The sequence below is a fragment of the Thalassospira tepidiphila MCCC 1A03514 genome (assembly GCF_001662875.1).
In the GTDB taxonomy this organism is placed as follows: Bacteria; Pseudomonadota; Alphaproteobacteria; order Rhodospirillales; family Thalassospiraceae; genus Thalassospira; species Thalassospira tepidiphila.
In genome coordinates, this window is the sequence record NZ_JPVZ01000004.1 from 359,065 (window position 1) to 375,473 (window position 16,409).

16 protein-coding genes are annotated in these 16,409 nt (G+C 54.5%); 8 read left to right on the top strand and 8 right to left on the bottom strand.

Features of this window, described 5'->3' with window-relative positions; genetic code table 11:
* The 6 genes from TH4_RS11920 to phnN are packed head-to-tail and all read left to right on the top strand — an operon-like array spanning position 1 to position 5,303.
* The gene (locus TH4_RS11920; RefSeq protein ID WP_064781256.1) at positions 1–1,134 is read left to right on the top strand and encodes a carbon-phosphorus lyase complex subunit; all 1,134 of its coding nucleotides are present in this window, start codon (positions 1–3) and stop codon (positions 1,132–1,134) included.
* A 4-nt stretch (positions 1,135–1,138) separates the two neighbouring features.
* The gene (locus TH4_RS11925) at positions 1,139–2,065 is read left to right on the top strand and encodes an alpha-D-ribose 1-methylphosphonate 5-phosphate C-P-lyase PhnJ (protein ID WP_064781257.1); all 927 of its coding nucleotides are present in this window, start codon (positions 1,139–1,141) and stop codon (positions 2,063–2,065) included.
* Entirely contained in the window at positions 2,065–2,847 is a 783-nt protein-coding gene (gene phnK, locus TH4_RS11930) for a phosphonate C-P lyase system protein PhnK (RefSeq protein ID WP_343834483.1), read from the top strand. The genes TH4_RS11925 and phnK overlap by 1 nt, the downstream gene beginning before the upstream one ends.
* Before the next feature lie 14 nt (positions 2,848–2,861).
* The gene (gene phnL, locus TH4_RS11935) at positions 2,862–3,566 is read left to right on the top strand and encodes a phosphonate C-P lyase system protein PhnL (protein WP_064781258.1); all 705 of its coding nucleotides are present in this window, start codon (positions 2,862–2,864) and stop codon (positions 3,564–3,566) included.
* On the top strand, positions 3,559–4,701 hold the full coding sequence (locus TH4_RS11940) for an alpha-D-ribose 1-methylphosphonate 5-triphosphate diphosphatase (protein ID WP_064781259.1): 1,143 nt from the start codon (positions 3,559–3,561) through the stop codon (positions 4,699–4,701). The genes phnL and TH4_RS11940 overlap by 8 nt, the downstream gene beginning before the upstream one ends.
* Positions 4,702–4,742: 41 nt before the next feature.
* Positions 4,743–5,303, top strand: a complete 561-nt coding sequence (gene phnN / locus TH4_RS11945) for a phosphonate metabolism protein/1,5-bisphosphokinase (PRPP-forming) PhnN (protein WP_083997082.1) — start codon at positions 4,743–4,745, stop codon at positions 5,301–5,303.
* Positions 5,304–5,351: 48 nt separating this feature from the next.
* Here the strand turns inward: phnN and TH4_RS11950 are convergent, their stop codons facing one another.
* The 6 genes from TH4_RS11950 to TH4_RS11975 all read right to left on the bottom strand — a co-directional run bounded on the left by TH4_RS11950 (position 5,352) and on the right by TH4_RS11975 (position 10,912).
* Complete coding sequence (locus TH4_RS11950) at positions 5,352–6,053, bottom strand: DUF1045 domain-containing protein (protein ID WP_064781261.1); 702 nt, start codon at positions 6,051–6,053, stop codon at positions 5,352–5,354.
* 95 nt (positions 6,054–6,148) lie between these two features.
* On the bottom strand, positions 6,149–6,796 hold the full coding sequence (locus TH4_RS11955; protein WP_064781262.1) for an LbetaH domain-containing protein: 648 nt from the start codon (positions 6,794–6,796) through the stop codon (positions 6,149–6,151).
* Between the two features lie 2 nt (positions 6,797–6,798).
* Positions 6,799–7,611, bottom strand: a complete 813-nt coding sequence (gene phnE, locus TH4_RS11960) for a phosphonate ABC transporter, permease protein PhnE (RefSeq protein WP_008889692.1) — start codon at positions 7,609–7,611, stop codon at positions 6,799–6,801.
* 68 nt (positions 7,612–7,679) lie between these two features.
* A complete protein-coding gene (gene phnD, locus TH4_RS11965) occupies positions 7,680–8,696 on the bottom strand; it encodes a phosphonate ABC transporter substrate-binding protein (RefSeq protein WP_008889691.1) in 1,017 nt (338 codons plus the stop codon).
* A 70-nt stretch (positions 8,697–8,766) separates the two neighbouring features.
* Positions 8,767–9,612 (bottom strand): phosphonate ABC transporter ATP-binding protein, encoded by an 846-nt coding sequence (phnC, locus tag TH4_RS11970; RefSeq protein WP_064781263.1) that lies wholly within the window; start codon positions 9,610–9,612, stop codon positions 8,767–8,769.
* Positions 9,613–9,916: 304 nt separating this feature from the next.
* On the bottom strand, positions 9,917–10,912 hold the full coding sequence (locus TH4_RS11975) for an Ldh family oxidoreductase (protein WP_064781312.1): 996 nt from the start codon (positions 10,910–10,912) through the stop codon (positions 9,917–9,919).
* Positions 10,913–11,145: 233 nt separating this feature from the next.
* On the opposite strand from TH4_RS11975, the gene TH4_RS11980 reads away from it, so the two are divergent.
* Positions 11,146–11,604 (top strand): META domain-containing protein, encoded by a 459-nt coding sequence (locus TH4_RS11980; protein WP_064781264.1) that lies wholly within the window; start codon positions 11,146–11,148, stop codon positions 11,602–11,604.
* A 134-nt stretch (positions 11,605–11,738) separates the two neighbouring features.
* Here the strand turns inward: TH4_RS11980 and TH4_RS11985 are convergent, their stop codons facing one another.
* Complete coding sequence (locus TH4_RS11985) at positions 11,739–13,409, bottom strand: BCCT family transporter (protein WP_008889687.1); 1,671 nt, start codon at positions 13,407–13,409, stop codon at positions 11,739–11,741.
* A 64-nt stretch (positions 13,410–13,473) separates the two neighbouring features.
* Entirely contained in the window at positions 13,474–13,887 is a 414-nt protein-coding gene (locus TH4_RS11990) for a universal stress protein (protein WP_064781265.1), read from the bottom strand.
* A gap of 860 nt (positions 13,888–14,747) precedes the next feature.
* Here TH4_RS11990 and TH4_RS12000 point away from each other — a divergent pair.
* The gene (locus tag TH4_RS12000) at positions 14,748–16,337 is read left to right on the top strand and encodes an ABC transporter substrate-binding protein (RefSeq protein WP_008889684.1); all 1,590 of its coding nucleotides are present in this window, start codon (positions 14,748–14,750) and stop codon (positions 16,335–16,337) included.
* The last annotated feature ends 72 nt before the right edge of the window (positions 16,338–16,409 follow it).

Sequence of the window (16,409 nt, forward strand, 5' to 3'; positions counted from 1 at the left end):
ATGTATGTTGCAGTAAAAGGTGGCGAACGCGCCATCAACAATGCGCACAAGCTTCTGGCCGAACAGCGTCGCGGCGACAAGACCATTGCCGAAATCGAAACTGATCAGATCGAACAGCAACTGTCGCTATCCGTCACCCGTGTCATGGCCGAAGGGTCGCTTTATGATCGCGATCTGGCCGCCCTTGCCATCAAGCAGGCCCGTGGCGACCTGATCGAGGCGATCTTTTTGATGCGGGCCTATCGCACGACGCTGCCGCGTTTTGCCTTTTCCAAACCGATCAAAACCGCCGAGATGGATGTTTCACGTCGCATTTCAGCAACCTTCAAGGACTTGCCCGGCGGACAGATCCTGGGCCCGACCTTTGACTACACGCATCGCCTTCTGGATTTCACCCTGATGGCCAACGGCGAGGCACCGACTGAGGCGCCGAGTGGTGAAAATCCGATTGATGAGAACATGCCGCGCGTCCTTGATGACATCCTGAACTATGAAGGTCTTATTCAGGATGAACCGGTTCCGGTCGATGAAAACGCCCCGGTCGCCGATTTGACCCGCGAGCCGGTCAAGTTCCCGGCCGGGCGCGACTTGCGTTTGCAGAACCTGTCACGCGGTGATGAGGGATTTGTTCTGGCACTTGGTTACTCCACACAGCGCGGCTATGCCAACAGCCACGCCTTTGTCGGCGAAATCCGCTATGGCACCGTGTCGGTCGAGATCGAACCCGAAGAACTCGGCTTTGCGATTGATATCGGTGACATCGAACTGACCGAGTGCGAGACGGTCAACAAGTTCAAGGGATCAAAAACCAAGCTGCCGCAATTTACCCGTGGCTATGGCCTTGTGTTTGGCCAGAACGAGCGCAAGGCCATTTCGATGGCACTTGTGGATCGTGCCATGCGCGCCAATGAAATGGGCGAACAGATCATGGGCCCGGCACAGGACAGCGAGTTCGTGATGGAACATAGCGACAATGTCCAGTCCACCGGCTTTGTCGAACATATCAAGCTGCCACACTATGTCGATTTCCAGGGCGAACTTGAACTGGTGCGCCGCATGCGCGCCGAGGTCGAAGAACGTCTGGCGAAAGCCGAAGCTGAGAATGGCACATCCCAACCCGAGGCCGCGGAGTAATCCCATGGAACAGACTGTCAAAAATCCGGCCGACGGGGCACCGGACTATAATTTTGCCTATCTTGACGAACAGACCAAACGCATGATCCGGCGTGCCCTGCTTAAGGCCGTGGCGATCCCGGGCTATCAAGTGCCGTTTGCCGGGCGCGAAATGCCAATGCCGTATGGCTGGGGCACGGGGGGCGTTCAGGTAACGGCCGCCGTGATCGGCCCGAATGATACGCTTAAGGTCATTGACCAAGGGGCGGATGACACCACCAACGCGGTTTCCATCCGTCAGTTCTTTGCCAAGACCGCACAGGTGGCCACCACGGAAAAAACCGCCGAGGCATCGATCATTCAGACCCGTCACCGCATCCCGGAAAAGGAACTGCGCGAAGATCAGGTGCTGGTCTATCAGGTACCGATCCCGGAACCTCTTCGGTTCCTTGAACCGCGTGAAACCGAAACGCGCAAGATGCACGCGCTTGAAGAATACGGTCTGATGCATGTGAAGCTTTATGAAGATATCTCACGTCATGGCCATATCGCGACCACCTATGCCTATCCGGTGATGGTCGATGATCGCTATGTGATGGATCCGTCGCCAACACCAAAGTTCGACAATCCGAAAATGAACAATATGGCCGCCCTTCAGCTTTTCGGGGCTGGTCGCGAAAAGCGCATCTATGCCCTGCCGCCCTACACCAAGGTCAAAAGCCTCGATTTCGAGGATCATCCGTTCGAAGTCCAGACCTGGGAAGACGAATGCGGCATGTGCGGTGCGCGCGACAGTTACCTTGATGAAGTCATCCTCGATGATCAGGGCAATCGGATGTTTGTCTGCTCGGACACCGATTACTGCGCGGAACGACAGGAAGCCGGCCATCGCGGCCCGCAACATCATGACCAACCCCTAGGTAGCGCAGATCGCGGAAAGGCAGCAGAATAATGACCCAGATGAACGAACCGCTTCTGCGCGTGGATAACCTGACCATGATGTATGGCGACCGGGTTGGCTGCAAGGATGTCAGTTTTGAACTCCGCCCCGGTGAAGTCCTTGGCATCGTTGGGGAATCCGGATCAGGAAAGTCAACTTTGCTGCGCAGTATTTCTGCCCAGCAGGAACCGACCAAGGGGACGGTTGAATATCAAACCCGCATTGATGGCGTGCGCGATGTCTATCAGATGTCCGAAGCCCAGCGCCGTTTGCTGATGCGCACCGACTGGGCGTTTGTGCATCAGAACCCGCGCGATGGTTTGCGTATGAATGTCAGTGCCGGGGCCAATATTGGCGAACGGCTGATGGCGATCGGTGATCGTCATTATGGCAATATCCGCAGCAATGCGGACAACTGGCTTTGCAAGGTTGAAATCGCATCCGAGCGCCTTGATGATCTGCCATCAACCTTTTCGGGCGGCATGCAGCAACGTCTGCAGATTGCCCGCAACCTCGTAACCAGCCCGCGCCTCGTCTTTATGGACGAACCCACGGGTGGGCTTGATGTTTCCGTTCAGGCCAGATTGCTCGATCTGCTGCGCGGGCTGGTTCACGACCTTAATCTTGCGGTGATCATCGTCACCCACGATTTGGCAGTCGCCCGTCTTCTTTCGCACCGGCTAATGGTGATGCAACAGGGCAAGGTCATTGAACATGGCCTGACCGATCAGGTTCTTGACGACCCGCAGCATCCCTATACCCAGCTGCTTGTTTCTTCCATTCTGCAAAACTGACCGGGGCGAAGAAAATGTCTGAAATGCTTCATGCTCAAAACGTCGCCAAAAGCTTTACCCTGCACACACAGGGAAGCGTGACCATCCCGGTTTTCGAAGGTGTTGAATTCATGCTTTCGACTGGTGAATGCATCGCGCTGACCGGTGAATCCGGATCGGGGAAAAGTACCTTTATGCGCATGCTTTATGCCAATTACACCTGCTCTCAGGGGGCCATCAAGGTGTTCCATGATGGCGACTGGCTGGATATCACCACCGCCAGCCCGCATTCGATATTGGAAATCCGCAAGCGTACGCTGGGATATGTTTCGCAGTTCCTGCGCGTAATCCCGCGCGTACCGACCCTTGATATCGTTGCCGAACCACTTGTCGCACTTGGCACGGATCGCAAGACCGCCACTGACAAGGCACGTGATCTTTTAACCCGTCTTCGCATTCCGGAACGTTTGTGGCAGCTTTCGCCGCTGACCTTTTCGGGTGGGGAACAGCAACGTGTGAATATTGCGCGTGGCTTTATTGCCGATTATCCGATCATGCTGCTGGATGAACCGACCGCATCGCTTGACGCCCAAAATCGCGCCACAGTTCTGGCGTTGATTGAAGAAGCCAAAAGCCGTGGGGCAGCGATTGCCGGTATTTTCCATGACCACGAAACCCGTGATGCCGTCTGCACCGGGTCGTTTGATGTGACTTCGTTTAAAGTTGGGGCCAATGACTGAACAGATTTTTACCAATGCCAAACTCGTTCTGGCCAACGAAGTCATTGATGGCGCCGTACAGGTCAAGGACGGCAAGATCAGCGATATTTCCGATCGTCCATCGAACCTGCCAGGGGCAGAGGACATGGGTGGCGATTATCTGATGCCCGGCCTGGTCGAGCTGCATACCGACAATCTCGACAAGCACCTGACGCCACGCCCCAAAACCCGATGGCCGGCAACAGCCGCCGTTGTCGCGCACGACAATCAGGTCGCCAGTGCCGGGATCACCACCGTGTTTGATGCGGTATCCATCGGCGATGTCAATGAAGGGTCGGAGCGCATTGTCAGACTGATTGAATCAGTCAACGCCCTTGAACACGCGCTGGAAAATGCACTGCTACGCGCGGACCACAAACTGCATCTGCGCTGCGAAACATCCTTCCCGGGCATGGTCGAGGCCCTTGGTCAATTGATCGACCTGCCTCTGGTCAGCATGCTTTCGGTGATGGATCACACACCGGGTCAGCGCCAGTTCGTCAGCCTTGATGCCTATTACACTTACTATCAGGGAAAATACGGCCTGAACGACGAGGAAATGCGCAAATTCATCGCCACCCGCCGTCGCGATGCGGAGCTTTATTCCGAAAAGCATCGCCGTCATGTGGTCGAACAGGCCCATGCGAAGGGCCTGGCACTCGCCAGCCACGATGACGCCACAACTGAGCACGTCGCCGAGGCGGTTGCAGACAAAATGACCGTGGCCGAATTCCCCACCACGCTTGAAGCGGCCAAGGCATCGCATGAAGGTGGGCTTGGTGTGATGATGGGTGGCCCGAACCTTGTGCGCGGCGGATCGCATAGCGGCAATGTTGCGGCAGGCGATCTGGCAAAGCATGGCTATCTCGACATCATATCAAGCGACTATGTGCCGCACAGTCTTTTGCACGGCGCGATGAAGCTGTTTGACGAGTTCGACGGTTACGATCTGCCACGTGCCATTCGCACCGTGTCGCTTAATCCGGCGACCCATGTCGGGCTTGATGATCGGGGCGAGATCGCGGTTGGCAAACGTGGTGATCTGATCCGGGTGCACCATTCGCCGCACCATCCGATTGTGCGCGGTGTCTGGCGCGAAGGTGTTCGGGTGTCATGACCGGGGGGCCTGCACATAATTGCAGATCAGGATATGGCCTTTTGGTCCTCGTCGTCGGCCCAAGTGGTGTTGGCAAGGACACCCTTCTCGATGCAGCACGCGAAAGACTTGCCCAAGACAAGCATTTCTGCTTTCCACGGCGCTGCATCACCCGCCCGGCCGGATCGGTTGGGGAGACACACATCCCCGTTCGGCCCGAGGATTTCGGGCAAATGGCACGTCAGGGCGCGTTCCTGTTGAGCTGGATGGCCCATGATCTGGGCTACGGCATCCCGCGCCATGTTCTTGGCGAGGTCGAGGCGGGCAAAACCGTCATCGTCAATGTATCGCGCAGCGTCATTAGCGATGCCTGTGCCCTTGTCGGGCAAAAAAACGTCCGGGTGATCAGCATCCGTGCCAGCAGCGAGGCATTGCGCAAACGGCTTAAAGCCCGTGGGCGTGAAGATGCCCTTGATATCGAACGCCGGCTTGCGCGCGCATCCGCCTATCAGGTTGACGGCGATCATGTTGTTCATGTTGATAATGATACCGATCTTGAAACCGGCATCGCGCGTTTTATCCACGCAATTGAGATGCCACAATCGATTGCAAACCGCGCCTGAGACAGTTTGAAACACCCCAAAATGCTGCACCTTAAAAGCGCAGCATTTTTATCCAGCCAATGGGAAGCGTTTCAGCAATCTGAACGGCTTCTGATCACCCGGATCACCAAACAAACAGACTTCGCGAACGGTAAATGGTTCCTGACACAGCGGCGCGACCAACCCTGACAGTGCCGCCTTGAAGCGATCAACCTGCTCGTCTGACAGCTTGTTGGTCAATGTTAGATGGAAGCGGAATTCTTCCATGACATAGGGATAGCCCCAGCGCACAAGATAGGCTTCCTGCCGATCCGTCAGACCGCTAGCACGGCGCTTGTTCATTGCCGCTTCGTCTTCGGGCTGGCGAAAGTCATCGAGTTCGCGCACAAGCGTTGCCGCAAGGTCAGCCAATTCTGCGACCGGTTCGGTCGGAACAAGTGCCAGAAAACGACCAATTGCCTTTAAGACCAGGTGCCCGCACGTTACCGGTGCAGTCGTTTTGCAAAGGCGCGAAACGGCTGCTTCCAGATCGCCACGATCCATACCGCTTGGCAGTGCGAATGGCGGTTTCAGAGTACCATGAAAGCCGTATCGGCTTGGCGACGTGGTTGCCGCCACAATCTCGGCTTCTGTCAGGCCCGCACCAGTTGGACGGGCCAACTGGTTTCCGGTTTCCGGATCACGCCCCAGCCAGGCATTGCCAAACTGCCCCAACGCGCTTTGCGGTTCTGGCGCATAATAAAGCGCGTAGCGTTGATATTGGTCGGTCATGAGTGAACTCTGGAAACGGGTGACGTGGCGAGAAACGCCGAAGGTTAGCAGCTTAGCCTTCGGCATCCATCAAATCATTGGGAAATATTGATCGGTTAAACCGTATCGTATTTCAGGCAAAAGTCACGCACCGGAAGCGTTCGGAAATCCTGCAACCTTTCGCGCAGCATTTCATGCGACCAATCCCACCAGCGAATGCGCAACAGGGCATCGACGATGTCTGCCTCAAACCGGGGTCGGAGGGGGGCTGCGGGAATACCCGTCACAATCGTGTAGGGCGCGACATCCTTGGTAACCACCGCACCGGACCCAACCACCGAACCAATGCCGATAGTCACACCACCCTGCACAATCGCGCCATGCCCAATCCAGACATCGTGTTCAAGTCGAACGCGTTTTTCACGCCGCCAGTCAAAAAACGCCGGGTCGTCTTCGCCCAGTTCATAGGCGCTGGAGCGATATTGGAAATGATGCATCGACGCCCGGTCCATCGGATGCTGTCCTGGGTTGATCCGGGTATGGGCGGCGATATTTACGAACTTGCCGATATCGGAATAGATGATCTCGCTGTCATTCACGACATAGGAATAATCATCCATTCTCGTTTCGCGCACCGAGGTCCGTGCACCGACTTCGGTCCAGATCCCCATTTCGCAATCAACGACAATCGCTGTTTGGTCAATCGTGGGCTGTTCCGACAATGCCTTCATTGCCGGTTTGGCCTGCGTAATCGAAAACGCCATGATCAGGTCACCAGTTTGCGCAGACGCTGGGACACCATATCAAGCAGGCTGACCGAGATAATGATGATGATCATGACTGCCGCTGTTTCCGCGTAATAGAAGCCACGGATATATTCCCAAAGCACCATGCCGATACCACCGGCCCCAACAATGCCCAGCACAGTCGCCGAACGCACGTTGCTCTCGAAACGATAGAGCGAATAGGAAATCCACAACGGCAAGACCTGCGGGATCACACCAAAGATGACTTCCTGAAGCGCATTGGCACCCGTTGCGCGAATGCCTTCGACCGGTTCGGGGTCAATTGCTTCGACCGCCTCGGAAAACAGTTTGGCCAGAACGCCCGTGGTGTGGATCCAAAGCGCCAGGACACCGGCAAACGGGCCAAGGCCGACCGCGACCACAAACAACATGGCAAAGACCATTTCGTTGATCGCGCGGAAAGAATCCATCAGGCGGCGTACCGGCTGATAGACCCAGACAGGGACGATATTTTCAGAAGAAAGAATACCAAACGGGATCGAGCAAACGATGGAAAGTGCTGTGCCCCAGATCGCAATCTGGATGGTGATCCACATTTCTGCGACATACATCTTCCACATCAGGAAGTCGGGCGGGAAGAAGCCCTCGGCGAAGTCGACCATGTTGCCGCTGTTTTCAAACAGCGCCATCGGGCGCATATCTGCACCTTCCCACGACATGGCCAGAAGTCCAAGGATGATCGCCCAAAGCAGGAAGCTCGATGCCGACCGCTTAAGGTCACGCGGCGGAAGCTCCGTTGCGACAGATGATGTCGAAGAAATGCTGCTGTTCATCGTTCAAATCCCGGAATTAAAAGCAAACAGGGAGCGCACCTTTGATGCACTCCCTGTCGAAAAGTTGGTTACTGGTAGGCAACCAGGATGTCGAGTTCAGCAAGTTTCTTGTCGATCTCGGCAACGCGTTCTGCTTTTTCTTCAGCAGAAAGTTCTTCGGTGTTCTGGATTTTCAGTTTGTCCTTGAACAGGGCCAGCTGACGGATCGGATAAAGCTGTGCGTTCGAGCTTTCCATGAAGAGGCCCATGCCATCGGAGTTGTTGGCTAGAACTTCCTTGGCGCTTTCAACATCGCCGAAACGACCGTAACCAAGGAAGAATGCCTTGATTTCGGATTTCAGTTCGCGCGACAGGTCTTTACGGTAAACCATCGGGTCAGACGGGATCAGCGGCGAGGTCCAGATGACTTTGACCTTGTCGGTGATTTCCGGCTTGTTCATTTTGGTACGGCCAAGCTGCTCGGAGTTGTTGGCAGCAACATCAACCTGCTTGTTGGCAGTCGCCATCAGGTTGGTTTCGTGGTTGGCGTTACGAACAGTCTTGAAGCATTCCTTCGGATCAACGCCGTTTTTGGCAAAGACATAATAGGACGGAACCAGGAAGCCCGAGGTCGAGTTCGGATCACCGATACCGAAGTTCAGCGAACCATCACATTTCAGCATGTCTTCAAGGGTTTTGACCTTGTCGTTATCTGCCTGGGTGATGATGTGGGAATAGTAACCGTTCGAACCATCGGATTTGGAGGTCTGAACGAAGACTTCGCCACCGGCGCGGTCAACGGCTTCCATTGCCGACTTGTTACCGAACCAGCCAACATGGACCTTGCCAAAGCGCATGCCTTCGATGATGCCGGCATAATCCGGTGCAAAGAATGCCTCGACGTCTTTGCCAAGAGCTTCTTCCATGTCATCGATCAGCGGCTGCCACTGAGCTTTGAGATTGGAGGTAGATTCGGTCGAAATGATACCGAAAACGATGGTTTCCGGATCCTGTTCGAGCGGCTTGAATTCAACATCGGCCTTGGCAACGACGGATGCCAGCATCGTGGCCGCAAATGCTGCGGATGCAATTGTCTTAACGTTCATAAGAAGTCCCCTGTCAGAATAGATTTCGACATGTTTCGAGAAGGTAAGGCAGTCATGACAACTGGCCCGGCTAGCTTGTTGCGACAGCCAGGTCCTTTTCTGCGATGGGCCGTGCAACGGGCTCTGCGGCCTTTGCCGCACCATCGGCAAAAAGTTCGGAAGAATGTTCGCCGTAAAGTTCCTGAAGGAATTGCGGCGTCAGTTCGCTTGACGGTCCGTCAAAAACGACTTCACCATCGCGCATGGCGATGGTGCGTTTGCAGTAGTCTTTTGCGTAATCAACCTGATGAAGCGATACGATGACGGTGACGTTGTCTTCGCGGTTTACGCGATCAAGCGTGTTCATCACCTTGCGGGACGATGCCGGATCAAGCGATGCAATCGGCTCGTCAGCAAGAATAAGTCGGGCGCCCTGGGTTATGGTGCGTGCAATCGCCGCGCGCTGTTGCTGACCACCTGAAAGGTTCCGCGCCTTTTTCGACGCATGGGCATCAATGCCAACACGATGAAGCGCACTCATGGCGCGCATCTTTTCGGTTTTGGTAAACAGACCAAGCGAGCCGCGCCATGCCGGAACACGGCCCAAAAGCCCCATCAGGACGTTGGTCAGAACCGAAAGGCGGCTAACCAGATTGAATTGCTGGAAAACAACACCAATCTCGGAGCGCACCTTGCGGGCACCGCGCGAAATCTTGCCATTTTCCTGAATGGTTTCACCAAACACGACGATCTTGCCGCCATCGCGATCACCGCGCAGCAAACCGGCAATATGACGGATCAGTGTGGATTTACCCGAACCCGATGCGCCAATCAGCGCCACCATCTCGCCTTCCCGCACCTGCAGTTTGACGCCGCTGAGCGCACGCTTGTCACGGGTAAAGCTTTTGTTCAGTCCAGAGATATCTACAACCAGCATCAAAAGAGTCGCCTGAATGTGTTTCGCTGGATGAAGAAGCTACGCACAAACCGCGACTCTACGGTGACACTGATGTTACAGTTCGATGATTACGCAGAGCATATCGCCCCGACAACAATTAAACTTGTCTATACATCAAGAATTAATCGAAGTATTCACCGGTAATTCCGACCTTATTTCTGTAACATTTTCAAAATTGCCAGCAAGCATTTGTCTGATGAATGTCCACTTTTAAAAATACAGAACAGTCAAACATTCCTCATCAACGATTTTGACACCGATACAGACGGATCGATCGCGAACTTTATTTAATTTGACTGATGGTCTCCATGACGTCGTCTTCAATCTCAAGACCCTCCGCTTCGGCAAGTGCGCGTGCCTGCTTGCCGCGACGCCCGGGCAAACGAACGCCTTCTTCTGCGGCAATCTCGTTGGCAATATAGGCAAGGTGATCCATTACACCGACACCGCCGGTTGCCTTGGGATCAATGGCAATGATCAGTTGTCCAAGCGCAGGTGGCGCGCCTTTGTCATCAAAAAGCGACGAAGACTGGTGACCGAACTGTGCACCGGTAAGACCAGCCGCAAGAAGTTCCACCATCATCGCAAGTGCCGCGCCCTTGACCCCACCGGCCGGGATCATCGTGCCATCAATGGCTTTCACCGCATCGGTGGTCGGATTGCCATCCACATCAAGCGCCCAGTCATCGGGAATGGCGACACCCTTTTGCTTGGCGGCCATGATCTTGCCGCGCGCGACCTTTGAAAGCGCAAGGTCGATGATGATCGGATCACCGGCATCGCCAACCGGAACGCCAAAGGCAATCGGGTTTGTGCCAAACATCGGACGTCGGCCACCCCATGCCGCCATCGCTGCCGGGGCATTGGCAAACATCATCGCCGCCAATCCCTTTTCCGCCAGACGTTCGACCGTAAGCCCCATAACCCCCGCATGATGCGATCTGTGGATTGCGGCAATCGCAATACCCTGGGTGCGGGCCATGTCGGGCAAGTGATCCATCATCAGATCCAGTGCCGGATAGGCAAATCCATGCTGCGCATCAATGCGCAAAACGCCAGGTGTCGGCTTTTCGAATATCGGGCTGATCATGCCATCAACCTTGCCAACCTTTGCCTGCGCGCTATAGGCCGGTACGCGACGAAAACCGTGGCCCCCTTGTCCGGATGCCTCGGCGGTCACAAGTGCCGTTGCGACCGAGGCCGCATTGTCTGCCCGCACATTGCAACGCATCAAAGTTTCGCACACAAGTGCGTGGGCATCTTTCACGGAAATCTTCATCGTCAGGTAACCTTGATTTTCAAAGTGGGGCTTTGGAACCGGGAAACGGGCGCAAGGATCATGCGCCTGCAGGATCCGTAACATAGCCACAAGCCATCCCTGCGCGCAAAGCCGTTTTGGGTGCGACCAGAAGCGCCTTTGGCGCAAACGACTTTGAAAATATGATACCATCACCAGAATTTGCGAATAACAGGTTCGCGCGGGGGCCGCGCAAGCATTACAGGAATTCAGATATGCGTCAGGTTAAACACAGGATCGTCTTGCCTTTGGCATTGGTGGCATTGGCATCACTTGCCGCCTGCGGCACCGCATCCACAGGCAACATGACAACAGACTGGGCAAGTGTAACCGATCAGGAATGGCAACTGGTGCAGGTCATTGATGGCAACAGCACCCTTTCGCCGACCCCGCCTGTCATGGCGACCGCGACATTTTCCAGCGATGACATGGTGTCAGGCAATGCAGGTTGCAATCAGTATTCAGGCAGTTACGAACAGGCGGGATCGTCACTGGGTGTCGCGCAGCTCGCCATGACACGAAAGATGTGTATCGCCGACAACGCCATGCAGATTGAAAATGCCTTTAGCGGTGCATTCGTCTTGGTCAGCAGTTGGGACGTCATCAATGGGCACCTTGTTCTCAAGGACCAAGACGGCAACATGGTTATCGAGCTTACAAGCGCCGCACAATAAACACATCGACATCGGCCACAAACCGCCAGCCGCATCACGTTTGCGCGAAATGAAAAAGGGGCACCAGTTGGCGCCCCTCTTCTTTGACCAGGTATCATAACCGCCAAACGGCTAGATACGCATATGTCGATATTCTAGTCCTTACTGACCGTCGCTTCGGAATTGGCACCGACGGCCTTGGGTTCGGTCCGCAGACCCTGAATGATCGAATAGCAGGCCATCAGAAGGACAATCGCAAACGGGAAGCCGGTCGAAACCGCCATCGCCTGCAATGATCCAAGGCCACCACCCAGCAGCAATGCAATTGCAACCAGACCTTCGAAGGTGCACCAGAAGACGCGCTGCGGGACCGGTGCGTCGACCTTGCCGCCTGCGGTGATGGTATCAATCACAAGCGAGCCAGAGTCAGACGAGGTCACGAAGAACACGATCACCAGAACGATCCCGATGAAGGACGTGATGGCTTGCAGCGGCAGCTGATCAAGCATGGTGAACAGTTTGATCGGAAGACCTGCTTCGGCAATCGCCGTAACGCCTTCGGTTACCATATGCACGGCGGTGCCGCCAAAGGCCGTCATCCACAGAACACACACCAGTGACGGAATAATCAGAACGCAGGTGATGAATTCACGCACGGTACGACCACGCGAAACACGCGCAATGAACATGCCGACAAACGGTGACCAGGAAATCCACCACGCCCAATAGAAGGACGTCCAGCCCTGGCTGAAGTTGGCGTCTTCACGACCGACCGGATTGGAAAGTGCCGGAAGATATTGCGCATATGACAGCAGGCTTGAGAAGAAACCGGTGATGATTTCCATCGTCGGACCAACCAGAACCACAAACAGCAACAGAAGTGCTGCAAGGATCATGTTGATTTCCGACAGACGTTTAACCCCGGCATCAAGTCCCGCCAGCACCGAAATAAGTGCAACACCGGTAATCCCGACAATCAGGAAAACCTTCGATGTATCGGAAACCGAAATGCCAAACAGGTAATCAAGCCCGGCATTGGCCTGTTCCGCACCGAAACCAAGCGAAGTTGCAAGACCAAACAGGGTCGCGAACACCGCCAGAATATCAATCAGGTGACCGGTCCAGCCCCACACACGTTCGCCAAAGATCGGATAGAAGATCGAACGAATGGTCAGCGGCAGGCCCTTGTTAAAGGAAAACAGCGCCAGTGCCAGTGCGACAGTGGCATAGATCGCCCATGGATGAAGACCCCAGTGGAAGATGGTCGCAGCCATGCCAAGATCAAATGCAGCATCAGCATCACCGGCGGCCGCACCAAGCGGCGCCCAGTCGGTACGAAGACCATCTTCACCGACAGCAATTCCACCCATCGAGGATGTGAAGTGCGAAATCGGTTCTGACACACCATAGAACATAAGACCGATGCCCATGCCTGCAGCAAACAGCATGGCAAACCAGCCGGCATAGGAATAATCCGGTGTTGCATCCGCACCGCCAAGGCGCACACGGCCAAGCGGCGAGACAATCAGAAACAGACACAACACGACAAATACGTTGGCAGCAGACAGGAAGAACCAGTCAAGCGACGATGTCAGCCAACCACGCAGGTCGTTGAACATCGGCCCGACACTTTCCTGAAAGGCCAGGGTGAGAAAGACGAATGCAACAATTGCAAGACCCGAAATCAGAAAGACCGGGTTATGGACATCCAGTCCAAATGGCCCGATCTCTGCTTGGATATTGTCTTGCCCGATTTCATATTCTGTATCAATCGGGTTCGCTGCACCGTCCGGGCTTTCAATGCCCGTGTCAGCTTCAGACCCCATTTGAAACTCCCTAGGTTAAATGAATATACAGCTACCCCTAGCCGTAAAGGTTCGTCCGCATCCTCTAACGCACGAGGAATACAGAAAGATCCGAGTGGGACGCGACATATCCGCCATGCGATGCAAAAATATGGTCGGCAATACCGGGCACGTGCGATGCCATGACGATAACGTCGGCACCAAGCTCGTCGGCCTTGGCGACAAGTTCCTTGCTGAGATCCACTGCCGGATCATGCGAAATATGCGCGACCGCCTTGGTGCTTACACCATGCTTGGACGCCAGATCCTCGGCGAACGCCTGAAGTTTCTGTTCAAATTCCTTTGGCGTATGTGCCACCGATGACGGCGTATTGGTACCGACACCTAGAAGGCTTATCTCGGCCTTGTAATGCTTGGCTAGATCGACCGCCGTTTTAATTGCTTTATCCAATTTTTCAACGTGGGCCAAATCGACAGGCACGAGAATCTTCTGATACATTCATTCCTCCGTTATGTGCACCACCCCTGAAGTCCGTGGTTTCACGAAATATCAGGGCAGCGAAAAGAACCTAACATTGACGGTACGCAAAATCAAAAACGGGCTTTCGAAAGTGCGCACAAGCAATGCTGCAATATTTACCGTAAAATTCCGTCACACGCTTTGACAGTACTCGTTGCCGAAAATTGACCTGACCACATTGGGAAACTGCGCCTAAAGTCGAATCGCCAAATGATTATTTTTCAGGTTTCCAAACAGAACATCCGGTGCCTTTAAGCGAATTTTCGATGTTCGAACTTGAAAATTTTAAAAATTTTTTCTCAATCAAAATCGGCCTATCCAACCCATCGGCTTTTCCACCCGTAAACCCCTTAATTGGCAAGGCGTTTCTTGGCAAAATCCATCGGATTTCTATTCTATTTTTCAGAGAGTTTCGGATGATGAAACTCTATCCCCGGATGGCGAAAAATCGCACGGCCATGCGCACTTGGCTTGATGAAGCCCCCAAACTCGTGTCACGATGTGCGCGATTTGTGCACTGTCTGTCCCACACAACATGTGCCTCCAGATCAGAACACCATAAGTTCTGAATGGACATATTTGCTGGATCCGTCTTGTGAAAGGCAGGCATCCATGGCCGTGCACATACCCGAAAGGGAAAATTATTGTGGCCAACGGGGGAGTTGATCAACTGCGCAATAACGGTGCCATGGCGCAACAGCACATCTTCATGCTGCATGCCCGTTTGTGTCTGAACGACACCCCAACCTGCACAACCAAGCACAATCAAATCGCGGGTAGGATCTGCCACACCATTAAAATAATTCAGCAAAATCAAAAGCATCAGAGAAGGAACAGGGATGACTGACCCTATCAAGTATTTCGCGTCACGCGTCACAGCATCTGAAATGAACCGTCGTGAATTCATCGGCCGTTCGATGGCCGCCGGCCTGACCCTTGCCGCTGCCACAAGCCTTTATGGCAAGGCCGCCATGGCACAAGAACCCAAGCGCGGCGGGCATCTGAAACTTGGCCTTCAGGGCGGGGCTTCGACCGACGTTATTGATCCGGCAAAATCCTCTTCGCAATTCACCTTTGCCATGAACCGTAACTGGGGCGACACCCTGGTTGAATCGCACCCGACCAGCGGCCTTGCCGTCCCGTCGCTTGCAGAATCCTGGGAACCGAATGCCGACGCATCTGTCTGGACGTTCAAGATCCGCAAGGGTGTCGAGTTCCATGACGGCTCCGAACTGACCATCGACGATGTTGTCAAAACCCTGAACCGCCACACCGACGAAAAGTCCGAGTCCGGCGCACTGGGCGTTCTGGGCTCGATCAAGGGCATCGAAAACAAGGGCGGCGATCTTGTTCTGACGCTTTCGGAAGGCAACGCTGATCTTCCGCTTCTGCTGAGTGACTATCACCTCGTGATCCAGCCGGGTGGCGGTTATGACAACCCGAATGCCGGTATCGGTACCGGTCCGTTCAAGATCGACAACTTCGAAGCCGGCGTGCGCGCAACGTTTGTGAAAAACGAAAATGACTGGCGCACCGATCGTGGCTTTGTTGATTCCGTCGAAATGATCGTGATGAACGATGCCACCGCACGTATGGCAGCCCTGTCATCGGGTCAGGTTCACTTCATCAACCGCGTCGATCCCAAGACCGTTGGCCTTCTGAAACGTGCACCGAATGTTGAAATCCAGACCACTTCGGGCCGTGGCCACTATGTCTTCATCATGCATTGCAACACCGCACCGTTTGACAATAACGACCTGCGTCTGGCGCTGAAATACGCGATGGACCGCGAAACCATGGTCGAAAAGATCCTTGGCGGTTACGGCAAGGTCGGCAACGACTTCCCGATCAACGAAACCTATGCCCTGTTCCCGGAAGGCATCGAACAGCGTTCCTATGATCCGGACAAGGCGGCCTTCCACTTCAAGAAGTCCGGCCATGACGGTTCGGTTCTGCTGCGCACGTCTGACGTTGCCTTCCCGGGTGCTGTTGATGCCGCAGTCCTGTATCAGGAAACCGCGAAAAAGGCCGGGATCGATATCGAAATCAAGCGCGAGCCGGGTGACGGTTACTGGTCGAACGTCTGGAACGTCCAGCCGTTCTCGACCTCTTACTGGGGTGGTCGTCCGACCCAGGACCAGATGTATTCGACGGCCTATCTGTCAAGTGCTGACTGGAACGACACCCGCTTCTTCAACACTGACTTCGACAAGATCCTTCTCGAAGCACGTGCTGAACTTGATCAGGCCAAGCGTAAGGAAATGTATCACGACATGGCACTGATGGTCCGTGACACCGGTGGTCTTATTCTGCCGATGTTCAATGACTTCGTGAACGCAACCACGACCAACGTTTCCGGCTTTGTCGATGACATCGGGAACGACATGTCGAACGGTTATGTTGCGACACGTTTGTGGATCAACAGCTAATCAACCGGGGTGCATTGCATCCCGATGATTGAAGACTTGCGGGATCACGGTTGGTTTGACCGTGGTCCCCGT

Excerpts from the sequence above, each read along its gene's own strand:
- TH4_RS11920 (WP_064781256.1), top strand. The coding sequence starts at position 1 with ATGTATGTTGCAGTAAAAGGTGGCGAACGCGCCATCAACAATGCGCAC.
- TH4_RS11925 (WP_064781257.1), top strand. The coding sequence starts at position 1,139 with ATGGAACAGACTGTCAAAAATCCGGCCGACGGGGCACCGGACTATAAT.
- phnK (WP_343834483.1), top strand. The coding sequence starts at position 2,065 with ATGACCCAGATGAACGAACCGCTTCTGCGCGTGGATAACCTGACCATG.
- phnL (WP_064781258.1), top strand. The coding sequence starts at position 2,862 with ATGTCTGAAATGCTTCATGCTCAAAACGTCGCCAAAAGCTTTACCCTG.
- TH4_RS11940 (WP_064781259.1), top strand. The coding sequence starts at position 3,559 with ATGACTGAACAGATTTTTACCAATGCCAAACTCGTTCTGGCCAACGAA.
- TH4_RS11950 (WP_064781261.1), bottom strand. The coding sequence starts at position 6,053 with ATGACCGACCAATATCAACGCTACGCGCTTTATTATGCGCCAGAACCG.
- TH4_RS11955 (WP_064781262.1), bottom strand. The coding sequence starts at position 6,796 with ATGGCGTTTTCGATTACGCAGGCCAAACCGGCAATGAAGGCATTGTCG.
- phnE (WP_008889692.1), bottom strand. The coding sequence starts at position 7,611 with ATGAACAGCAGCATTTCTTCGACATCATCTGTCGCAACGGAGCTTCCG.
- phnD (WP_008889691.1), bottom strand. The coding sequence starts at position 8,696 with ATGAACGTTAAGACAATTGCATCCGCAGCATTTGCGGCCACGATGCTG.
- phnC (WP_064781263.1), bottom strand. The coding sequence starts at position 9,612 with ATGCTGGTTGTAGATATCTCTGGACTGAACAAAAGCTTTACCCGTGAC.
- TH4_RS11975 (WP_064781312.1), bottom strand. The coding sequence starts at position 10,912 with ATGAAGATTTCCGTGAAAGATGCCCACGCACTTGTGTGCGAAACTTTG.
- TH4_RS11980 (WP_064781264.1), top strand. The coding sequence starts at position 11,146 with ATGCGTCAGGTTAAACACAGGATCGTCTTGCCTTTGGCATTGGTGGCA.
- TH4_RS11985 (WP_008889687.1), bottom strand. The coding sequence starts at position 13,409 with ATGGGGTCTGAAGCTGACACGGGCATTGAAAGCCCGGACGGTGCAGCG.
- TH4_RS11990 (WP_064781265.1), bottom strand. The coding sequence starts at position 13,887 with ATGTATCAGAAGATTCTCGTGCCTGTCGATTTGGCCCACGTTGAAAAA.
- TH4_RS12000 (WP_008889684.1), top strand. The coding sequence starts at position 14,748 with ATGACTGACCCTATCAAGTATTTCGCGTCACGCGTCACAGCATCTGAA.